Origin of the sequence: Chelatococcus sp. GCM10030263, from assembly GCF_042666455.1 — a bacterium.
Lineage (GTDB): Bacteria > Pseudomonadota > Alphaproteobacteria > Rhizobiales > Beijerinckiaceae > Chelatococcus.
The window spans coordinates 408994-427129 of record NZ_JBHTDB010000016.1; the positions used below are offsets into that span (position 1 = coordinate 408994).

The 18136-nt window shown below is 66.2% G+C and carries 17 protein-coding genes and 1 riboswitch; of the genes, 7 read left to right on the top strand and 10 right to left on the bottom strand.

The features are described 5' to 3' along the window. Window positions 1-68 precede the first annotated feature (68 nt). From ACFQU1_RS24250 to tpiA, 8 genes are all read right to left on the bottom strand, one after another. Window positions 69-686 carry a thiamine phosphate synthase gene (locus tag ACFQU1_RS24250; RefSeq protein WP_378137625.1) on the bottom strand — a complete coding sequence of 206 codons (618 nt, stop codon included), beginning with the start codon at window positions 684-686 and terminating at the stop codon, window positions 69-71. Beyond that, window positions 686-1480 carry a thiazole synthase gene (locus tag ACFQU1_RS24255; protein ID WP_378138351.1) on the bottom strand — a complete coding sequence of 265 codons (795 nt, stop codon included), beginning with the start codon at window positions 1478-1480 and terminating at the stop codon, window positions 686-688. The genes ACFQU1_RS24250 and ACFQU1_RS24255 overlap by 1 nt, the downstream gene beginning before the upstream one ends. Window positions 1481-1506: 26 nt before the next feature. Next, complete coding sequence (gene thiS, locus ACFQU1_RS24260) at window positions 1507-1734, bottom strand: sulfur carrier protein ThiS (RefSeq protein ID WP_378137627.1); 228 nt, start codon at window positions 1732-1734, stop codon at window positions 1507-1509. A 20-nt stretch (window positions 1735-1754) separates the two neighbouring features. Then, window positions 1755-2903 carry a glycine oxidase ThiO gene (gene thiO, locus ACFQU1_RS24265; protein WP_378137629.1) on the bottom strand — a complete coding sequence of 383 codons (1149 nt, stop codon included), beginning with the start codon at window positions 2901-2903 and terminating at the stop codon, window positions 1755-1757. Beyond that, window positions 2892-2986: riboswitch (TPP riboswitch) on the bottom strand. It overlaps the preceding gene by 12 nt. Before the next feature lie 53 nt (window positions 2987-3039). Beyond that, window positions 3040-3912 carry a VOC family protein gene (locus tag ACFQU1_RS24270; RefSeq protein ID WP_378137631.1) on the bottom strand — a complete coding sequence of 291 codons (873 nt, stop codon included), beginning with the start codon at window positions 3910-3912 and terminating at the stop codon, window positions 3040-3042. A 119-nt stretch (window positions 3913-4031) separates the two neighbouring features. Beyond that, on the bottom strand, window positions 4032-5660 hold the full coding sequence (locus ACFQU1_RS24275) for a CTP synthase (protein WP_378137633.1): 1629 nt from the start codon (window positions 5658-5660) through the stop codon (window positions 4032-4034). Window positions 5661-5818: 158 nt separating this feature from the next. Beyond that, window positions 5819-6298, bottom strand: coding sequence for a preprotein translocase subunit SecG (gene secG, locus ACFQU1_RS24280; protein ID WP_378137635.1), 480 nt, complete (start codon window positions 6296-6298; stop codon window positions 5819-5821). 144 nt (window positions 6299-6442) lie between these two features. Next, window positions 6443-7201 carry a triose-phosphate isomerase gene (tpiA, locus tag ACFQU1_RS24285; protein ID WP_378137637.1) on the bottom strand — a complete coding sequence of 253 codons (759 nt, stop codon included), beginning with the start codon at window positions 7199-7201 and terminating at the stop codon, window positions 6443-6445. Between the two features lie 192 nt (window positions 7202-7393). Between tpiA and ACFQU1_RS24290 the strand changes: the two genes are divergently transcribed. The 7 genes from ACFQU1_RS24290 (at window position 7394) to glp (ending at window position 15070) form a co-directional block, all read left to right on the top strand. After that, window positions 7394-9307, top strand: a complete 1914-nt coding sequence (locus tag ACFQU1_RS24290) for a SurA N-terminal domain-containing protein (protein WP_378137639.1) — start codon at window positions 7394-7396, stop codon at window positions 9305-9307. Window positions 9308-9311: 4 nt separating this feature from the next. Beyond that, the gene (gene trpE, locus ACFQU1_RS24295) at window positions 9312-10826 is read left to right on the top strand and encodes an anthranilate synthase component I (protein WP_378137641.1); all 1515 of its coding nucleotides are present in this window, start codon (window positions 9312-9314) and stop codon (window positions 10824-10826) included. A gap of 76 nt (window positions 10827-10902) precedes the next feature. Further along, on the top strand, window positions 10903-11511 hold the full coding sequence (locus ACFQU1_RS24300; protein WP_378137644.1) for an anthranilate synthase component II: 609 nt from the start codon (window positions 10903-10905) through the stop codon (window positions 11509-11511). 10 nt (window positions 11512-11521) lie between these two features. Continuing rightward, window positions 11522-12553, top strand: a complete 1032-nt coding sequence (trpD, locus tag ACFQU1_RS24305; protein WP_378137645.1) for an anthranilate phosphoribosyltransferase — start codon at window positions 11522-11524, stop codon at window positions 12551-12553. Next, window positions 12550-13356 (top strand): indole-3-glycerol phosphate synthase TrpC, encoded by an 807-nt coding sequence (gene trpC / locus ACFQU1_RS24310; RefSeq protein ID WP_378137647.1) that lies wholly within the window; start codon window positions 12550-12552, stop codon window positions 13354-13356. The genes trpD and trpC overlap by 4 nt, the downstream gene beginning before the upstream one ends. Beyond that, window positions 13353-13838: a cyclic pyranopterin monophosphate synthase MoaC gene (gene moaC / locus ACFQU1_RS24315; protein WP_378137649.1), complete on the top strand. Its 486-nt coding sequence runs from the start codon at window positions 13353-13355 to the stop codon at window positions 13836-13838. Before trpC ends, moaC begins: the two co-directional genes overlap by 4 nt. Then, window positions 13835-15070, top strand: coding sequence for a gephyrin-like molybdotransferase Glp (gene glp / locus ACFQU1_RS24320; RefSeq protein WP_378137651.1), 1236 nt, complete (start codon window positions 13835-13837; stop codon window positions 15068-15070). The genes moaC and glp overlap by 4 nt, the downstream gene beginning before the upstream one ends. Before the next feature lie 60 nt (window positions 15071-15130). Here the strand turns inward: glp and ACFQU1_RS24325 are convergent, their stop codons facing one another. Further along, window positions 15131-16738: an FAD-binding protein gene (locus tag ACFQU1_RS24325; protein WP_378137653.1), complete on the bottom strand. Its 1608-nt coding sequence runs from the start codon at window positions 16736-16738 to the stop codon at window positions 15131-15133. A gap of 184 nt (window positions 16739-16922) precedes the next feature. Continuing rightward, complete coding sequence (locus ACFQU1_RS24330; RefSeq protein WP_378137655.1) at window positions 16923-18122, bottom strand: aminotransferase class V-fold PLP-dependent enzyme; 1200 nt, start codon at window positions 18120-18122, stop codon at window positions 16923-16925. Between the last annotated feature and the right edge of the window lie 14 nt (window positions 18123-18136).

The following is an 18136-nucleotide window of genomic DNA, read 5'->3' on the forward strand; positions in this document are numbered from 1 at the left end:
ACATTCAGAAGCGGATTCAGAACGTCACGTTAACATATTGGTAGCGCCACGATTCTCGGGCTAACGGCCTACCCCCGCCACGCCGCGATCAGCGCCGCGACTTCACCGGCGGGATCGTCCGCGCGCATGACGCCTCCCATCACGGCGATGCCGGCCACACCGGCCGCACGGCAGGTCTCGACCGTGTCAGCAGCAATGCCGCCGATGGCGATCACCGGTAGCGACGTCGCGGCAGTGATAGCCTTGAGCCCCTCCGCTCCGAGTGCCGGGCCGTAGCCGGGCTTGCTCGCCGTGAGGAACGCCGGACCGGCGATCACATAATCCAGGGCCTCCGCCGGCGCGGCGCCGGCCTCGCTGACCCTATGGACCGATTGGCCGATGAACACGTTCGGTCCGAGCAGGGCCCGTGCGGCCTCGGCATTCCCGGCCGCGCCGAGATGGATACCGTCGAGTCCGGCCGCATGCGCGAGGTCCGGCTCGCCATGGAGCATGACCCGCGCGCCGTAAGGCGCGGCGAGCGCCTTGATCCGAAGCGCAAGTGAGATTTGAGCGTCGCGGATTAAGTCCTTTTCGCGCAAGCTGAACCAGCGGCACCCGCCGGCAAAGGCCGCCGCCGCCACCTCCTCCATCGGCCGATCCGTCTGGCGGCGGTCGCTGACGACGAGAAGCGGCGGGTCCGGGAGCATCAGTTCTCGACGAGACCGAGCTGCGGGCTCGACGGTTCGGCATAGCGCCGGCGCGGAATGCGCCCGGCGAGCCGCGCGAGGCGCCCGCCCTCGACGCCTGCGCGCATGGCCTTGGCCATCAGCACGGGATTGTCGGCGCGCGAGATGGCGGTGTTGAGCAGCACCGCCGAGCAGCCGAGCTCCATGGCGAAAGCGGCATCGGAGGCGGTGCCGATGCCGGCATCGAGCACCACCGGCACGGGGCTGCGGCTCGCCACGAGCTCGATGAGATGGGGATTGGAGATGCCGAGGCCGGAGCCGATCGGCGAACCGAGCGGCATCACTGCGGCCGCTCCGGCATCGGCGAGCTTGCGGCAGATGACCGGATCCTCGGTGCAGTAAGGCAGCACCACGAAGCCCTTGCCGACGAGCTCCGCGGTGGCCGCCAGCAGCTCTTCGACATCCGGATATTGCAGCTCGCGATCGCCGATGATCTCGAGCTTCACCCAGTTGGTGCCGAGCGCCTCGCGGGCGAGCTCGGCGGTGAGCACGGCATCGCGCGCCGTCTGGCAGCCGGCCGTATTCGGCAGGAATGAGACCCGGTCGCCGAGCACGTCGAGGAGGCTTTCCTCGTAGCCATCGAGGCTGATGCGGCGGATCGAGGCGGTGACCATCTCGGTGCCGCTTGCCGCGACCGCGTCCAGCATAGCCTGCTGGTTGGGATAGCCGGCCGTGCCGAGGAAGAGCCGCGAGGTGAACCGGCGATCGGCGATGATGAGCGCATCGTCTGTGGAAGAATGAGCCCGTTCAGGCATTTGTGCCATGAGGTTCATAGGACGAATCAACCTCCCTGTCGGGCATGGACGATCTCGATGCGATCGCCGGGGGACAATGCGGTCTCCGTCCAACGGGCTCGCGGGACGACCGCGCCGTTGAGCGCCACCGCCACCCCGCGCGCCTCGGGCGCAATATGCTGCGCCACGAGATCGGCCACTGTCGCGGCCGTGAGTGCCTCGTCCTCGCCGTTGATGCGGATCATGCCGCGCGTCTTAGTGTTCTCTTCGCGCATTCTTCAGTGCCTTGCGCCGCTCACGCCGCGACGGGAGCGGAGGTGAAGCGGGAGAGCCGGAAAGGCTCCGCCACCGGATCGAGCAGGCCCTCGACGATCAAATCGCTGATTACCTTGGCGGTAATCGGCGTGAGCAGGATGCCGTTGCGGTGGTGGCCGGTGGCATAGACGAGGCCTTCGACGGGGCCAGGTCCCAGTACCGGCGCATCATCGCGGCTGCCGGGCCGATGCCCGACCCAGGTCTCGATCACCGGCAGTTCCTCGATGGCCGGAAGCGCGCGCCAGCCGGCGTGGAGGAGCGACAGCAGCCCACCGGCGGTGATGGCCTGATCGAAGCCCTTCTCCTCGACGGTGGCGCCGAGAATGAGCCGGCCGTCGCGGCGCGGCACCATGTAGACGCCCGGCGCCCAGACCACGTGATTGAGAAGCGGCGCAGCCGGATCCATGCCGAGTGCGATAAGCTGACCCTTGACCGGCCGCACAGGTGGGCGCGCCTCGGCCGGCAGGCCATCGAGCCCGCGCGACCAGGCGCCGGCTGCCAGCACGACCGTGCCGGCGGAATAGAGGCCGGCGGCGGTTTCGATGCCGGTGACACGACCATTCCCGACGGCAAGCGCCGTGACGGCCGTCTCTTCCACGAGCCGCACGCCGGCGGCGGTGGCCGCGATCTTCAGGGCGCGCGCGAGTTTGCGGTTGTCGACCTGGTGATCTTCCGGCGAGACGATGCCGCCGACAAGACCCGGGGCAAGCGCCGGCTCGCGGCGCCGCACGTCCGTCGCGGACAGCCAGCTCACCGGAAGCTGCAATTTTTCCTGCAGCACGAGATGCTGCTTGAGGCGTGCCGCCTCGTCCGCGGTCAAGGCGATATTGAGCGTGCCTTCCTGCCGGAGATCGACCGTCTCGCCGCTTGCCGCTTCGACCTCGGCCGCAAAATCGGGCCAGAGGGCCTGGCTCGCCCGGTTGAGGTTGAGGAGGCGCTCTTCCGAGGGCTCGATTTCGGCGCAGGCGGCGAGCATGCCGGCGGCTGCGTGACTTGCCCCCTCGCCTGCCCGGCCACGGTCGAAGACCGTGACACTGAGGCCGCGCTGGGCGAGCCGCCAGGCGATCGACAAACCGATGACGCCCGCACCGATGACGGCGACGTCCGACCCCTTGTCCTGATGAAGCATCGGCGGCTCCCTACGCTGGCATGACCCAGACAGGTTCGATGGGTATGATCTCAGCCCCGGATGGGGCACCCCAAGCCATGTCTCCTTATGATGGCCTCTCGGTCGGCAATCGGCAAGGGATGCGCGATCGCCGGGCTTACGAGGCCCCTCCCGCAGGCTCGAAGGCGATCGCGGTGCCGAAGCCGGCCTCCGGCGGCACGACGAGCCGCGGTCCGATCGCGCGGCTCGGGATGCCGGCGCCGGTGAGGTGGGCCGCAACGGCCTCGACGTCGTCCACGGCGATCGTCAAGGCGACGAGCGCCGGATCGCGCGGTGCATCCGCGAGGCCATAAAGGCTCCGGCAGGCGTCCGGCGAGAGAATGTCGAACCGCCCGCGCGGCAAGGCGGCACTCACGCCAAGCGAGGTGGCATGCAGATCGCGCTGACCGGTAAAGGCCGAGAGGAAAATGTGATGGTCGGTCGGGTTTTCCGCGGCCATTACGGCTGCCGCGATGCGCCGCGCGCCATTGGCATGCTGCTGGAACGCCGCGTTCCAGAAATTCTCGGGATGATGGTGCTGGCAGGTGAAAAAGCCGACGTTCGGCGCGCCTGCGTCGTGAGCGAAGGCGAGTGTGAAGGCGACCGTCGTCTCGCTGCCGTCCGGGCGGCGCCCGCGCCGCTCGAAGAAGAAGGGCTCGAAATCGCCGATGCCGGCCGCGGCGAAGCCTTTCGCATCGGCTGCGGCGTCGTCCGATTCAAGCACGAGCATGGCAAATCCCTCGCGGGCGGCGAGATAGTCGCGCAGGAAGGCGCCGAAGCTGAACCGGCGGGGGCCATGCGGCGGGATCGCCGTTTCATCGACGACGGCGACGAGCTCGATAAACGAGCCGTCGAGCTGCACGATGCGGTTTTCCGTGCCCCAGGGGTGCCGGTTGCGCGCGCCCACCGTGAAGCCGAGCCGGGCATAGAAATCGCCGGCCGCGTCGAGATCGCGGACGGCGATGACGAGATGGTCGATGCCGCGGGGCATGTCAGATACCCGTCCTTTGCTCTGAGACAGGTGGGGATCCCACCTCCTCCGCTGCGCGGAGTACCCTCCCCGCGATGGGAGGGATCGTGCGCCCTAGATGCGAGATCCCGCTCAAGTCCCTACACGAGCCGCGATTGCTCCACGGCCGCGGCCACGAAGCTCTGGAACAGGGGATGCGGCTCGAAGGGACGCGACTTCAGCTCCGGGTGGAACTGCACGCCGATGAACCAGGGGTGATCGGCAAGTTCGACGATCTCCGGCAGAAGGCCATCGGGGGATATGCCGCAGAAGCGCATGCCCTTGTCCTCGAGACGCGCCCGATAGGCCATGTTCACCTCGTAGCGATGGCGATGGCGCTCGAAGATTTGCGTGGCGCCATAGATCTCAGCCACCTTGCAGCCGGGGTTGAGATGCGCCTCATAGGCGCCGAGGCGCATGGTGCCGCCGAGATCGCCGTCGGCGCGGCGCCGTTCGAGCTCGTTGCCCTTGAGCCATTCGGTGAGGAGGCCGACAACCGGCTCGCTGGTCGGGCCGAATTCGGTCGAATTGGCCTCCCTGACGCCGGCGAGCGAGCGGGTCGCTTCGATCACCGCCATCTGCATGCCGAAGCAGATGCCGAAATAGGGAAGCTTGCGCTCGCGCGCGAAACCGGCGGCGCGGATCTTGCCCTCCGCCCCGCGTTGGCCGAAGCCGCCGGGCACAAGGATGCCGTCGACATGTTCCAGGAAGGGGGCAGGGTCCTCGCGCTCGAAGATCTCGCTCTCGATCCAGTCGAGATTGACCTTGACGCGGTTGGCGATGCCGCCGTGCATCAACGCCTCGATCAGCGACTTATAGGCATCCTTGAGGCCGGTATATTTGCCGACGATGGCAATGGTCACCTCGCCTTCCGGATTGCGGACGCGTTCGGAAATGCCAGTCCAGCGGGTGATGTTCGGCTTCGGCGCATCGTCGATCCTAAAGGCGGCGAGCACCTCGGTGTCCAGGCCTTCGGCGTGATAGGCGATCGGCACATCATAGATCGAGGCGACATCGCGGGCCTCGATCACCGCGCTCTCGCGGACATTGCAGAACAGCGAGAGTTTGCGCCGCTCCTCCTGCGGGATGGGGCGATCGGTGCGGCAGAGCAGGATGTCCGGCTGAATGCCGATCGAGCGCAGCTCGGCGACGGAATGCTGCGTCGGCTTCGTCTTGAGCTCGCCCGCCGAGGGAATATAGGGCAGGAGCGTCAGGTGGATGAAGACAGCCTGGCCGCGGTCGAGCTCCTGGCCGAGCTGGCGGATGGCTTCCAGAAAGGGCAGGCTTTCGATGTCGCCCACCGTGCCGCCGATCTCGACCAGCACGAAATCGCTGTCTTCGTTGCCCGTCAGCACGAATTCCTTGATGGCATTCGTGACATGCGGAATGACCTGCACAGTCGCGCCGAGATAATCGCCGCGCCGCTCCTTCGTCAGGATGTCGAGATAGATGCGCCCCGTCGTGACATTGTCGTCGCGGGTGCAGGGACGACCTGTGAAGCGCTCGTAATGGCCGAGATCGAGATCGGTCTCGGCGCCGTCGTCCGTCACGAAGACCTCACCATGCTGGTAAGGGCTCATCGTTCCCGGATCAACATTGAGATAGGGATCGAGCTTGCGCAAGCGCACGCTGTAGCCACGTGCCTGCAGGAGAGCTCCGAGGGCCGCCGATGCAAGCCCCTTGCCCAGGGAGGACACCACGCCGCCGGTGATGAAAACGTACCGCGCCATGGGGTTCCTCTTCTACTCCATCGGAATCGATTCGGGGAGAGGCAAAGATGCCGATCCCCGGCAAAAAGAAACACGCATCCCCAGGGAAAGGAGACCGGTCTCTCAGCCGATCTCCCATCCCGTGAGCATGCCTGCGACGTCGCTGTTGTCGCCGCCTGTTACTGAGAACCCGGCACTTGCGGTCCAGAGGGAGCCGGGGCAGCAGGTGCGGCCGGCGCGGGCGCCGCCGGGGCAGACGGGGCGGCGGGCGCGTCAGGCACCGAAGCGGGGGGCGCGGGCGATTGTCCCTGCTGCCGGTTCTGCAACTGCTGGAGCTGGTCGAGCACGCCGCCTCCGCCGCTGCTCGGCGCGCCAGGTGCCGAAGGCGCGGCCGGCGCATTGGGCATCGTGTCGAAGATGGAGCGCTGGTTGCGCTGCAAGCTGGCGAGTATCGACAGGCCAAGGCTCGTCAAAAAGAAGATCGTCGCGAGAATGGCGGTCGTGCGGGTCAGCACGTTCGTCTGGCCCCGCCCGGTCATGAAGCCGGACACGCCGCCGCCGCCCATGCCGAGCCCGCCCCCTTCGGAGCGCTGCAGCAGCACCACGCCGACGAGCGCGATGACGACAACGAGATGGACGACGATGATAACGCTCTGCATGTCAACATCCAGCGCCCAGCGCGGCACGGCCGGCCAGGCTTGATTCCTTGAGGCCGCTCCTAACACGATCGCCGCTGCCGAGGAAAGAGCCGTGCGCAGGCGAATCGCCGCGCGGTGGTCGCCGGGCGCTCAACTCAGGCAAGTTCAGCCGCAACACCCTCGGGCGATCGCCAGAAAGTCCGCGGCAAAGAGGCTCGCTCCGCCGACGAGCGCCCCGTTCACATGCTCGACAGCCATGAGCTCGGCGGCATTCGACGGCTTGACCGAGCCGCCATAGAGCAAACGTATGCTCTCCCCCTGGCCGCCGTAACGCGCCACGAGCTGTCGGCGGATGGCACCGTGCACCTCGGCGACATCTCCTGTGGTCGGCGTGAGCCCCGTGCCGATGGCCCAGACCGGCTCATAGGCAATGACGACATCGGCCGGCAGAGTGTCCGGCACCGATTGGGCCACCTGCCGTTCCACCACCGCAAGCGTCTGGCCTGCATCGCGTTGCGCCCTGGTTTCGCCCACGCAGACGATCGGCAGGAGCCCGGCACGCCAGGCGGCTTTCGCCTTGGCACATATGTCGGCATCGCTCTCGCCATGACCGGCGCGCCGCTCCGAATGGCCGACGATGACTGCAGCCGCGCCCGCATCGGCGATCATTTCGGCGGAAATGTCACCGGTGAAGGCGCCGGCGAGCTCTGAATGGCAATCCTGGGCGCCGATCGCCACGCGGTGGCCCTGCGCCAGATCGGCGAAGGCGGTGAGAAGCGTCGCCGGCGGACAGACGAGAAGATCGACGCGACCGGCAAGGGCCGCATCATAGTCATTGATGATCGCGCGCAGGACCTCGGTCGAGGCTTTCAGGCCATTCATCTTCCAATTGCCGGCCACGAGCGGTCGCAGATTCCCTGCCATCAGCTACTCCCTAATGCCGGTCTTATCCGGCCGCCGTTTGCTCCGCTACCAGAGCCGCATCGCGCCTGCAACGCGGGCGGCATTGCGGCGCCGTGCCCTGGTCTCTATGATCCGCCACCTTTTACGAAGGTGCGGCCGAGCGCAACCGCTCCGCCCCGCTCATGCTGACCTCAGACCGGATCTCGACCTGTCATGTTGAATCGCTTTCGCAATGCCGGAAAAAGCTGGCTCGGCCGTATAGCCGTCGCCGTGATGTTCGGCTTTCTCATCATCTCCTTCGGTCTTTGGGGTATTGGCGACATCTTCCGCGGCTACGGCGCGAATACGGCCGCCAAAGTCGGTTCGGTCGAGATCTCGACACAGGACCTGCGCAACGCCTATCAAGCCGATCTGGCGCGGCTGATCCGTCAGGTGCGCCAGCCGATCAGCGCCGAGCAGGCGCGGCAGCTCGGGCTGGAGAATCAGGTTCTCAGCCGGCTCATCGGCGAGGCGGCCCTCGACCAGCGCGCGACCGAGCTCGGGATCGGCATTTCCGATCAAGATATCGCGCGGACCGTCATGGACGATCCCATGTTCCGCAACGCGGCCGGGCAGTTCGACCGCGCGGCTTTCGACGAGATCCTGCGCACCAACGGCCTCAACGAAGCGACCTATCTGCGCGACCAACGAGCCGTCATCATCCGCCGGCAACTGGCGGAAAGCGTCGTCGGCGCGATGACGGCGCCGCTCACCATGCGCGAAGCCATCTATCGCTACGGTGCCGAGCGACGGAATGTCAGCTATCTGGTCATGCCGGCTTCCAGTGCCGGCCAGATCGCCGATCCCGATGAGGCCGCCTTGCAGACGTGGTTCGACGCCCGAAAGGCGGTGTTCCGGGCGCCGGAGTTCCGCGGCGTGGCGACGCTCGTGGTGACGCCGAACACGCTCGCAAAGCCCGACGACGTCTCGGACGACGAGGCCCGCAAGCTCTACGAATCCGCGAAGGCAACCCGCTTCGGCACGCCCGAGCGGCGCACCGTGCAGCAGATCGCTTTTCCGAATGATGCCGACGCGCAGGCGGCCGCCGACAAGATCAAGGCCGGCACGAGCTTCGATGCTATCGCCAGCGAACGTGGCATCGCGCCGAACGACCTGACGCTCGGCACCTTCGCCAAGAGCGAGCTGGTCGATCCGGCGATTGCGGACGCGGCCTTCGGGCTGGCGCAAGGGGCGGTCAGCGCCCCGGTCAAGGGCCGTTTCGCGACGGTGCTCCTCCGGGTGACGGCGATCGAGCCCGCACAGGTCAAGCCGTTCGAGGAGGTCGCCACAGAGATCAAGCAGGAGATCGCGCGCAGCAAGGCGCAGGCCGCTCTCACCGACATTCACGACAAGATCGAGGACCAGCGGCTCTCAGCCAAGCCCTTGGCCGATATCGCCACTGAGCTCGGCCTGCAGACCCGCACGATTCCGGCGATGGATCGGTCCGGGCAGGACAAGGGCGGCAAGGCCATCGCCGGCCTGCAGGGCGGGACGGCGCTCATCAACGCCGTCTTCGCCTCCGACGTCGGTGCGGACAACGAGCCCGTCAGCCTGCCTGAGGGCGGCTATGTCTGGTACGACGTGACGGGGGTGGAGCCCGCCCATGACCGTCCGCTCGCCGAGGTGCGCGATGATGTCCTGGCGCGTTGGCGTGCCGATGCGATCGCCAAGGCGCTTTCCGACAAGGCCCGCGCCTTGAGCGAGCGCCTGGACAAGGGTGAGCCGATCGCGACCATCGCCACCGAGCTGTCGGTGCCCGTGAAGACCGCCGAGGGCCTCGCGCGCAATACGCCGAAGGACGACCTGACCGGGCCTGTCGTTGCACAGATCTTCGCCGTCCCGTCGGGCAAGGCGGGCTCGGCCGCGAGCGATCCGGAGGGAGGCAGCCGTGTCCTCTTCCAGGTCACCGCGGCGACGGTGCCGCCCTTCATCACCTCGACCGCCCAGGCCGGACAACTCGACGAGCAGCTCCGCACGGCGCTCAGCGACGACATCCTGAGCGAATATGTCGCCGACCTGCAGAACACGATCGGCGTGACGGTGAACCAGCAGGCCGTGCGCACCACCTTCGGCGCACCGGATTTCTGAGGCTATGGTGTTTTCTCCTTCCTACGAGGAATTTGCCTCGACCTATGCGGCCGGCGCCGCGACAGTCCTCAGCACGACGCTCGTTGCGGATCTCGAAACGCCGGTCGCCGCCTATCTGAAGCTCGCCGCGGGCCTTGCACAGCCGACCTTCCTGCTCGAATCGGTCGAGGGCGGGGCCACCCGCGGGCGCTATTCGATGATCGGGCTCAAGCCCGACGTGATCTGGCGCTGCCGCGATGGCCGCGCCGAGATCTGCCACGCACCCGCCGATGGCGCTTTTGCCGCCGACGAGCGCCCTGCCCTCGAGAGCCTCAGGGTGCTGATCGCCGAAAGTGCAATCGCCCTGCCGCCCGGATTGCCGCCCATGGCTGCGGGCGTCTTCGGCTATCTCGGCTACGATATGGTCAGGCTAATGGAACGCCTGCCGGGCGGGCCGCGCGATGCGCTCGGCGTCGACGATGCGATCCTGGTGCGCCCGACGCTGATGGCGGTTTTCGATTCGGTGCGCGACGAACTCTCGTTGATCACGCCGATCCGCCCCAAGCCCGGCCTGTCGGCCAAGGCGGCCTATGAGGCGGCGGTCGCCCGCATCGAGGAGGCGCTGGTTGCGCTCGACCGGCCGCTGCCGCATGACGCGCGTGTCGACGCGACAGCCCTCGTTGCGCCCGAGCCGGTGTCGAATACGACGCCGGATGCCTATCGGGCGATGGTGGAGAAGGCGAAGGACTATATCCGCGCCGGCGACATCTTTCAGGTGGTGCTGTCGCAGCGTTTCGAAGCCCCCTTCCCGCTGCCGGCGCTGTCGCTCTATCGCGCGCTGCGGCGCGTCAACCCGTCGCCCTATCTCGGCTATCTGGACTTCAACGATTTCCAGATCGTCTGTTCGAGCCCGGAGATTCTCGTCAGGGTGCGCGACAATAAGGTCACCGTGCGGCCGATCGCCGGCACCCGCCGTCGCGGCGCCACGCCGGCTGAAGACCGGGCGCTCGCTGAGGAACTGCTCGCCGATCCTAAAGAGCGCGCCGAGCATCTGATGCTGCTCGACCTCGGCCGCAACGACGCGGGCCGGGTTTCGGCGATTGGTAGCGTCACCGTCACCGACAGCTTCTTCCTGGAGTACTACAGCCAGGTGATGCACATCGTCTCGAATGTCGAGGGCGTGCTCGACCCGAAGCGCGATGCGCTCGATGCGCTCGTCGCCGCTTTCCCCGCCGGTACGGTCTCGGGTGCGCCGAAGGTGCGTGCCATGGAGATCATCGACGAATTGGAGAGGGATCGGCGCGGGCCCTATGGCGGCTGCATCGGCTATTTCGGCGCGGACGGCGAGATGGACACCTGCATCGTGTTGCGCACGGCCCTGGTCAAGGACGGGCGTATGCATGTGCAGGCCGGAGCCGGGATTGTCTATGACTCCGACCCGCAATCGGAGCAGGTCGAATGCATCAACAAGGCCAAGGCCGCCTTCCGCGCGGCGGAGGAAGCCGTGCGCTTCGCAGCCTCGGCGCGGCGCGGGCAGTGAAACGGCGGTCGGGCCCGCAACGCTTGACCGCAGCGGCCGCGGGCTGCAAACCAGGGGCTTCGTAAAGGCATCGGCCATGGCGCGCGTCATCCTCATCGACAATTACGACAGCTTCACCTGGAACCTCATGCATCTCGTCGCCGGGCTCGGCACCGAGGTGGAGGTGCACCGGAACGACGCCATCGGCGTCGAGGACGTCATAGCCCGCCGTCCTGATGCCATCGTGCTTTCGCCTGGGCCCTGCACGCCGAACGAGGCCGGCATCTGCCTGCCGTTGATCGAGCGGGCCGGCCCGGACATCCCGCTCTTCGGCGTCTGCCTCGGCCTCCAGGCCATGGGACAGGCCTATGGCGGGCGCGTGGTCAGGGCGCCACTGCCCATGCACGGTAAGGTCTCGGAGGTGCGCCACCGCGGCACCTCCGTATTCCGTGGCATCAACGGGCCGTTCCAGGCGACGCGCTACCACTCGCTGGTCGTCGACCGCGCCGACTGTCCCGAGGCCTTCGACATTACTGCCGAGAGCGAGGATGGGCTGATCATGGCGCTGTCGCACAGGCATCACCCGGTCTATGGCGTGCAGTTTCACCCGGAGAGCATTCTCTCCGAACATGGTGCCACCATCATGGGGAATTTCCTCGACATGGCAGCGACCTGGAACGCAAGCCACCGCCCTCCCCTCAGCTGACGGAACGCTTATGGACGCCTTCAAACCCTTCCTCGCCAAAGTCGCGACGGGTGCTGCGCTCAGCCGGGACGAGGCACGGGCTGCCTTCGACACGCTCTTGTCCGGCGAGGTCACGCCCGCCCAGAGCGGTGCCTTCCTGATGGCGCTCAGGGTGCGCGGTGAGACCGTCGACGAAATCGCCGGCGCTGTCGCTGCCATGCGGTCGCGCATGCTGCGGGTGGAGGCGCCGGCCGGCGCCATCGACATCGTGGGGACGGGCGGCGACAGCTCCGGCAGCTACAATGTCTCTACCCTCGCAGCCATTATCACCGCGGCCTGCGGCGTCTTCGTCGCCAAGCACGGCAATCGTGCCGCCTCGTCCAAATCGGGCGCAGCCGACGTGCTGACTGCGCTCGGCGTGAAGGTCGGGCAGGAGCCGGCCGGCATCTCCCGCTGCATCCGCGAGGCCGGCGTCGGCTTCATGTTCGCGCCGGTCCATCACGGCTCCATGCGTCACGTCGGGCCGGTGCGGGTCGAGCTCGGCACGCGCACGCTGTTCAACCTGCTCGGGCCGCTCGCCAACCCCGCGGGCGTGGACCGCCAGGTGGTCGGCGTCTTTGCGGAAAGCTGGCTCGCGCCCCTCGTCGAGGTGCTGAAGACACTGGGGTCGTCGCGCGTCTGGGCCGTCTATGGCGAGGACGGGCTCGACGAAATGACAGTCGCGGCGCGCACGCAGGTGGTGGCGCTGGAAGACGGCCAGATCCGCCGCTTTTCCGTCCATCCCGAGGAACTCGGCTTGGCGCTCGCCCGTCCCGAGGATCTGAAGGGCGGCGATCCCGAGCAGAATGCGGCAGCGCTACGCGAGGTGCTCGACGGCAAGCGTAACGCCTACCGCGACATCGCGCTGCTCAATGCGGCCGCGGGCCTCGTGGTGGCGGGCCAGGCGAAGGACCTGCCGGACGGCCTCATCCTCGCCGCGAAGGCGGTTGATTCTGGGGCTGCGCGCGCCACGCTCGAGACGCTCATCACCGTCTCGAACGCACCCGCGGCGGAGGAACCATGAGCGACATTCTCGCCCGCATCGAGGCCTATAAGCGCCGCGAGATCGCGGCGGCCAAGAAGGCCGTTCCGCCAGCCGAGATGGAACGGCGCGCCGGCAATGCGCCTCCTCCCCGTCCATTTGCGGGGGCAATCGCCCGGCATCTGGAGGCGGGCCGTCCGGCGCTCATCGCCGAGGTCAAGAAGGCTAGCCCCTCGAAGGGTTTGATCCGCGCCGATTTCGACCCGCCCTCGCTCGCCCGCGCCTATGCGCGGGGCGGCGCCACCTGCCTCTCCGTGTTGACGGATGCGCCTTCCTTTCGGGGCCATCCGGACTATCTCGGCCAAGCCCGCGAGACCTCCGGCCTGCCGGCGCTGCGCAAGGATTTTCTGTTCGAGCCCTATCAGGTCTTCGAGGCACGGGCCTGGGGGGCCGACTGCATCCTCGTCATCATGGCGAGCGTGAGTGACGCGGAGGCACAGGCGCTCGTGGCGACCGCACATGACCTTGCCATGGATGTGCTCGTCGAGGTGCATGACGCAGCCGAGCTCGACCGGGCGCTGCCGCTCGGCACCAAGCTCGTCGGCATCAACAACCGCAATCTCCGTACCTTCGAGACGTCGCTCGCCGTCTCGGAGGAGCTTGCGCCGCGTATTCCCACCGATCGCATCGTCGTCGGCGAGAGCGGCATCGCCACCCATGCCGATGTCGAGCGGCTCGCGCGTGCCGGCATTCGTACGCTGCTCGTCGGCGAGAGCCTGATGCGGCAGCCCGATGTAGCGGCGGCGACCCGCGCGCTGCTCTTCGGCGAGGCAGCCGTCTCGTGAGCAAGCTCACACATCTCGATGCCGGGGGCGCGGCCCATATGGTCGATGTATCGACGAAGCCGGTGACGAGCCGCAGCGCGGCCGCCGAAGGCACGGTGCGTATGCGGCCCGAAACCCTGGCGCTCATCCGAGCGGGCGACGCCAAGAAAGGCGATGTGCTCGGCACCGCGCGGCTCGCCGGCATCATGGCGGCAAAGCGCACGCACGAGCTCATCCCGCTCTGCCACGCGCTTCAGCTCTCCAAGGTGAGCGTCGACCTCACGCTAGACGACGCCTTGCCCGGCGTGCGCGTGACGGCCGAGGCGAAACTCGCCGGCCAGACCGGGGTGGAGATGGAGGCACTGACCGCCGTCAGCGTCGCCTGTCTCACCATCTACGACATGGTGAAGGCGGTTGATCGCGCCATGGTGATCGGCGAGATCCGCCTTCTCGCCAAGAGCGGGGGCCGCTCCGGCGATTTCGTCGCGGACAAGACGCCATGAGCCCGGCCGACAAGAACCTGACCTCCGTCGAAGAGGCGCTGCAGCGCATCGTCGCGGACCTGCCGGGTCCGCTGCCGGCAGAAGATATCCCGCTTGCCCAATGCCGGGGCCGCAGGCTCGCCGTCGATCTGGCGGCATTGCGCACGCAGCCGCCCTTCGCCGCCTCGGCCATGGACGGCTACGCCGTGCGCGCCGCGGATGTCGGGCCGCTGCCGGCGCGTCTTGCGGTGATTGGCACGAGCGCGGCCGGCCACCGTTTTGCAGGCTCGGTCGGGCCGGGCGAGGCGGTGCGCATCTTTACCGGTGCGCCCGTGCCGGACGGCGCCGACCGTGTGGTCATCCAGGAGGATGCCACGCGCGAAGGCGATGCCGTCACCTTCGCCGCCGTCTCCTCCTCCGGTAACAATATCCGCGCGGCCGGGCTTGATTTCAGGGAGGGCCAGCCGCTGATTATCGCGGGTGCGCGCCTCGATGCGCGGCTTCTCGCGCTCGCCGCCGCTATGGGCCATGGCACCCTCCCCGTCCGGCGCCGACCGCGCGTCGCCATCCTCGCGACCGGCGACGAATTGGTCCGGCCGGGCGAGCCGATCGGCCCCGACCAGATCGTCACGTCCAACAGCTACGCCGTCGCGGCGCTCGCCGAGGAGGAAGGCGCGGAGGTGATCGACCTCGGCATTGCCGGTGATGACTTCACCGCGCTCGAAACGGCGATTGCAGCGGCGCAAGCCGCCAAGGCCGATGTGCTCGTGACGCTCGGCGGCGCCTCGGTCGGCGACCACGATCTCGTCCAGTCGGCGCTGGTCAAGCAGGGCATGCGGCTCGGCTTCTGGCGCATCGCCATGCGGCCGGGGAAGCCCCTGATGCACGGTCGGCTCGGGCCGATGGCGATCCTCGGCCTGCCCGGCAACCCCGTCTCGGCGATCGTCTGTGCCTTGCTCTTCCTCGTGCCGCTGATCCGCAAGCTGTCCGGCGATCCTGACGCCTTACGCGATCGCAGCGAGGAGGCCGAGCTCGCCGCCGATGTTCCGGCCAATGACATCCGCCAGGATTATCTGCGCGCCGAGCTCATCGACCGACCGAATGACCTGCCGCTCGCGCGGCCCTTCGGCCGGCAGGACAGCTCAATGCTCAGCACGCTCGCCGCCTCCGGGGCGCTCGTGCTGCGCCCGCCACACGCACCGGCCGAGAAAGCCGGTGCGCGCTGCCGCATCTTGCGGCTCGTGGGGCGGTAGGGAACAAACGGGGCCTGGGTAGAGATTCCCCGCGCGCTCCTTCGGAAGCATCTCAGGCCGTCAGGCGACCGGGATCGACTGGGCGCTCCGGAACCAATCGGAAGGGTTCCAGTTTTTCTTTGCGCCCAGCAGGCTGAAACTGGAACCACCAAGGTAGTTTTCGCCGAAATAGAGGCTCATTGCTTTGTTGATATTGGCGTAAGGCGTGTGTGGGCCATTGTTCACGCCGAGATCTGTATCGCAATAGTTGAAATAGCAGCCGTCTACCGTGCCGGTTCTGTCTTCCACAGGGTCGGGGGTGCCGCCATACCCGCTGTAGATGCGCGCATACATGGTCTTTAGCCAGGACATGTTCGCCTGAGCCAGCGCCGAGTTGGCACCCTCATCCGAATCTTCGAACCAATAGGTTTGATACTGTATTTTCATGATCGACGAACGTTGCGGAATAGCGGACGCGTTCGAGGCAACGCTGTTGATTCGTCCGCCATAGGAATCGATCTGAAACAAGCTCGCCGAGAGATCCGATCCCGGGAAGTCATTCGACGTCATGAACTGGTACATGGCCATGCCCTGCTCGGACGGCACGGCACGCTTCATATAGGCCGACTTGTATTTGCCGTAGCGGTTCGGCCCGGAACCGCTCAGGGCCTGCATTCCCTCGAGATAGGTATAGCGGCGGTACGGCAAATTATTTGTCGGTGTAAAGACCCGACCGTCGTCGACCCAGGGATGTCCGATGCGCGGAACGGGGTCGTGCGAGATCGGAGCGACCCCCTTGTAGCGGTCTTCGCGAGCCAAGATGTCGGCGTTCAATTTCGCTTCGAAGGCCGATCGATCTCCGTGAATAATCTGGTCATAGCAAGCGAAGGAGGAGAGAACGATGCCATTGGGGGCCGATTTGTGGAATACATGCAAGATATTGTGCTGTTTCCAAGTGTCCGGATCCTGACTGCATTCGTACGTAGAGAACAGGTTGAGGATATCTTGGAACTGCGTCGGGGTGAGAGAATCCCATTTTAAGTTGATTGTGCTCAGATAGATGTCGTCGGGAGCTCGCGGTGGGTCGGCGAAATAGTAGCGTGTAATGATCCCGAAATTACCACCTCCCCCGCCTCGAACGGCCCAAAGGAGCTCGGCCGTTTCCGGCGCAGACACGTCGCATTGGATGAGTTCAGGCTTTCCACCGGGAAAGGCAACGATGTCGACGCCCGTCACGTAGTCGATCGACAATCCGAGAAAACGCGACAGGAATCCGTAACCACCGCCAGTGATATGACCGCCTAAGCCGACAGAGTAGCATGATCCCGCCGGGATGGTGCGGCCGTACATATTGTTGAATAGCCGGTACATGTCCCAATTGCCATAACCGACGTCGATATAATAGCCCCTTTTGGGGTCGATGCCAAAGCCCTTGAGCCCCGTCACATCTATAATGACTTTTGTCTTTTCGTTATATACGAACCCCTCGTAACAATGTCGACCGCACGTGATTTGTACTTCGTCTTGGTTGAATATTCCTTCGTCGACGATTTGCCGCATTGCATATAAGACTTCGTCTGCAGTTGTGGGCAAATACACGATATAGAGGTTTGGTGCATTCCAGCGCCGATCAAAGCCCTGCTTGTCGGAACTGCTGATGTTGCCGGCGACTCGAAAGTGACATGCCATGGTTAACCTCCCCAAGGTTATCCAAGCACAGGGAGTTCTATTCCCGTGCGTGGTGGACAATTCCACACGCTGTAAGCTAACGACGGGGAAAGTATTTCGTCAATGAAACGCCTGTTAACGAATTCTCATCCCTTAGATGGTTTATTATTAACTATTATTCGTCGCATGGCAGTAAGTGCCCTACTCAGTCCGGCCAGCGTAGCAGGCTGTCAACGCGCCGCTTTCTCCGCTCGATCAGGGACGTTGCGATAATGGTATTCGAGCGGGCCGCCCGGTCGAGCTCTTCGCCGATCCGCTGCGCCACGACCTCCTCCTCGCCAGGATGGAGATTGCAGGGATCGAGGAAGACATAGCCGTGCTCCACCTCGTGGTCGCGCACGATAACCGGCGGTGCGCCGGCGGCGAGTACATCGGTCAAGTCCCAGGCGGTGATATGCGCGGCCTGGGGATCGACCGCCAGTTTGAGGCGATCGAGCGGGTTATTGGTGGGATCGGCGACGATGGTCGCGGTAATCCCCGTGCGGCTCGCCAGCTCGCGCTGCCAGAGCGCGAGGGCCGCCCTCTCCCGCGCCCGCACCGCCTGATGGTCCCGGCGCTCCCAGGCTTCCAGCGCGGCTATTGTGCCGGCTATGCTTTCCTTGCCGACCTTCATGCCCCGGCCGATACCGGTATTCTGCAGGAAGGCGGCGCGCACGAGATCCTTGTGGCCGGCAACGATGCCGGCGGTCGGCCCGCCGAGGAATTTATGCGCGGAGTAGAGTGCGACATCCGCTCCCTTGGCCAGAAAGCCGCGCAGGTCATATTCCGAGGCGGCATCGACGATCACCGGCACGCCCCGCTCATGGGCGATCATCGCGAATTCATCGAGCGGGATCTGCCCGAATTGCACGGTGTGGTGGGAGACGACATAGACGGCGGCCGCGGTTCGCTCGGTGATGGCGCCGGCGAGCTGGTAGGCCTGGGCGCTCGTCACCTGGCCGACGGGCACGACCTTGGCACCGGCGAGCCGGATGCCCTGCTCGACGGGTGCTCCGTAGCCCACCAGATGGCCGGACAGGATCACCACCTCGTCCTTCAGCCCTCGCGTATCCGGCAGGCGTTCGATGGCGGCGAGGTCCGCTCCCGTCATGGCGCCGGCCACCGCCAGTGTGATGCCGGCCGAACAGGAAGCGGTGACGAAGCCTGCCTCGCTACCGCAGAGGCGCACGATCACGCGGCTCGCCTGCCGCTGCAGATCGTTGATCTCGACGAATTGCGGCAGGATGCGCGCGACGGTGTCCACCGCCTCGGGCACGACGATCGAGGCACCGAGCGCCGTCATCGTGCCCGACACATTGATGATCGGCCTGAGGCCCAATGCGCTGCGGATGTCCGTGGTGCTCACTGCGATCTCCCGAT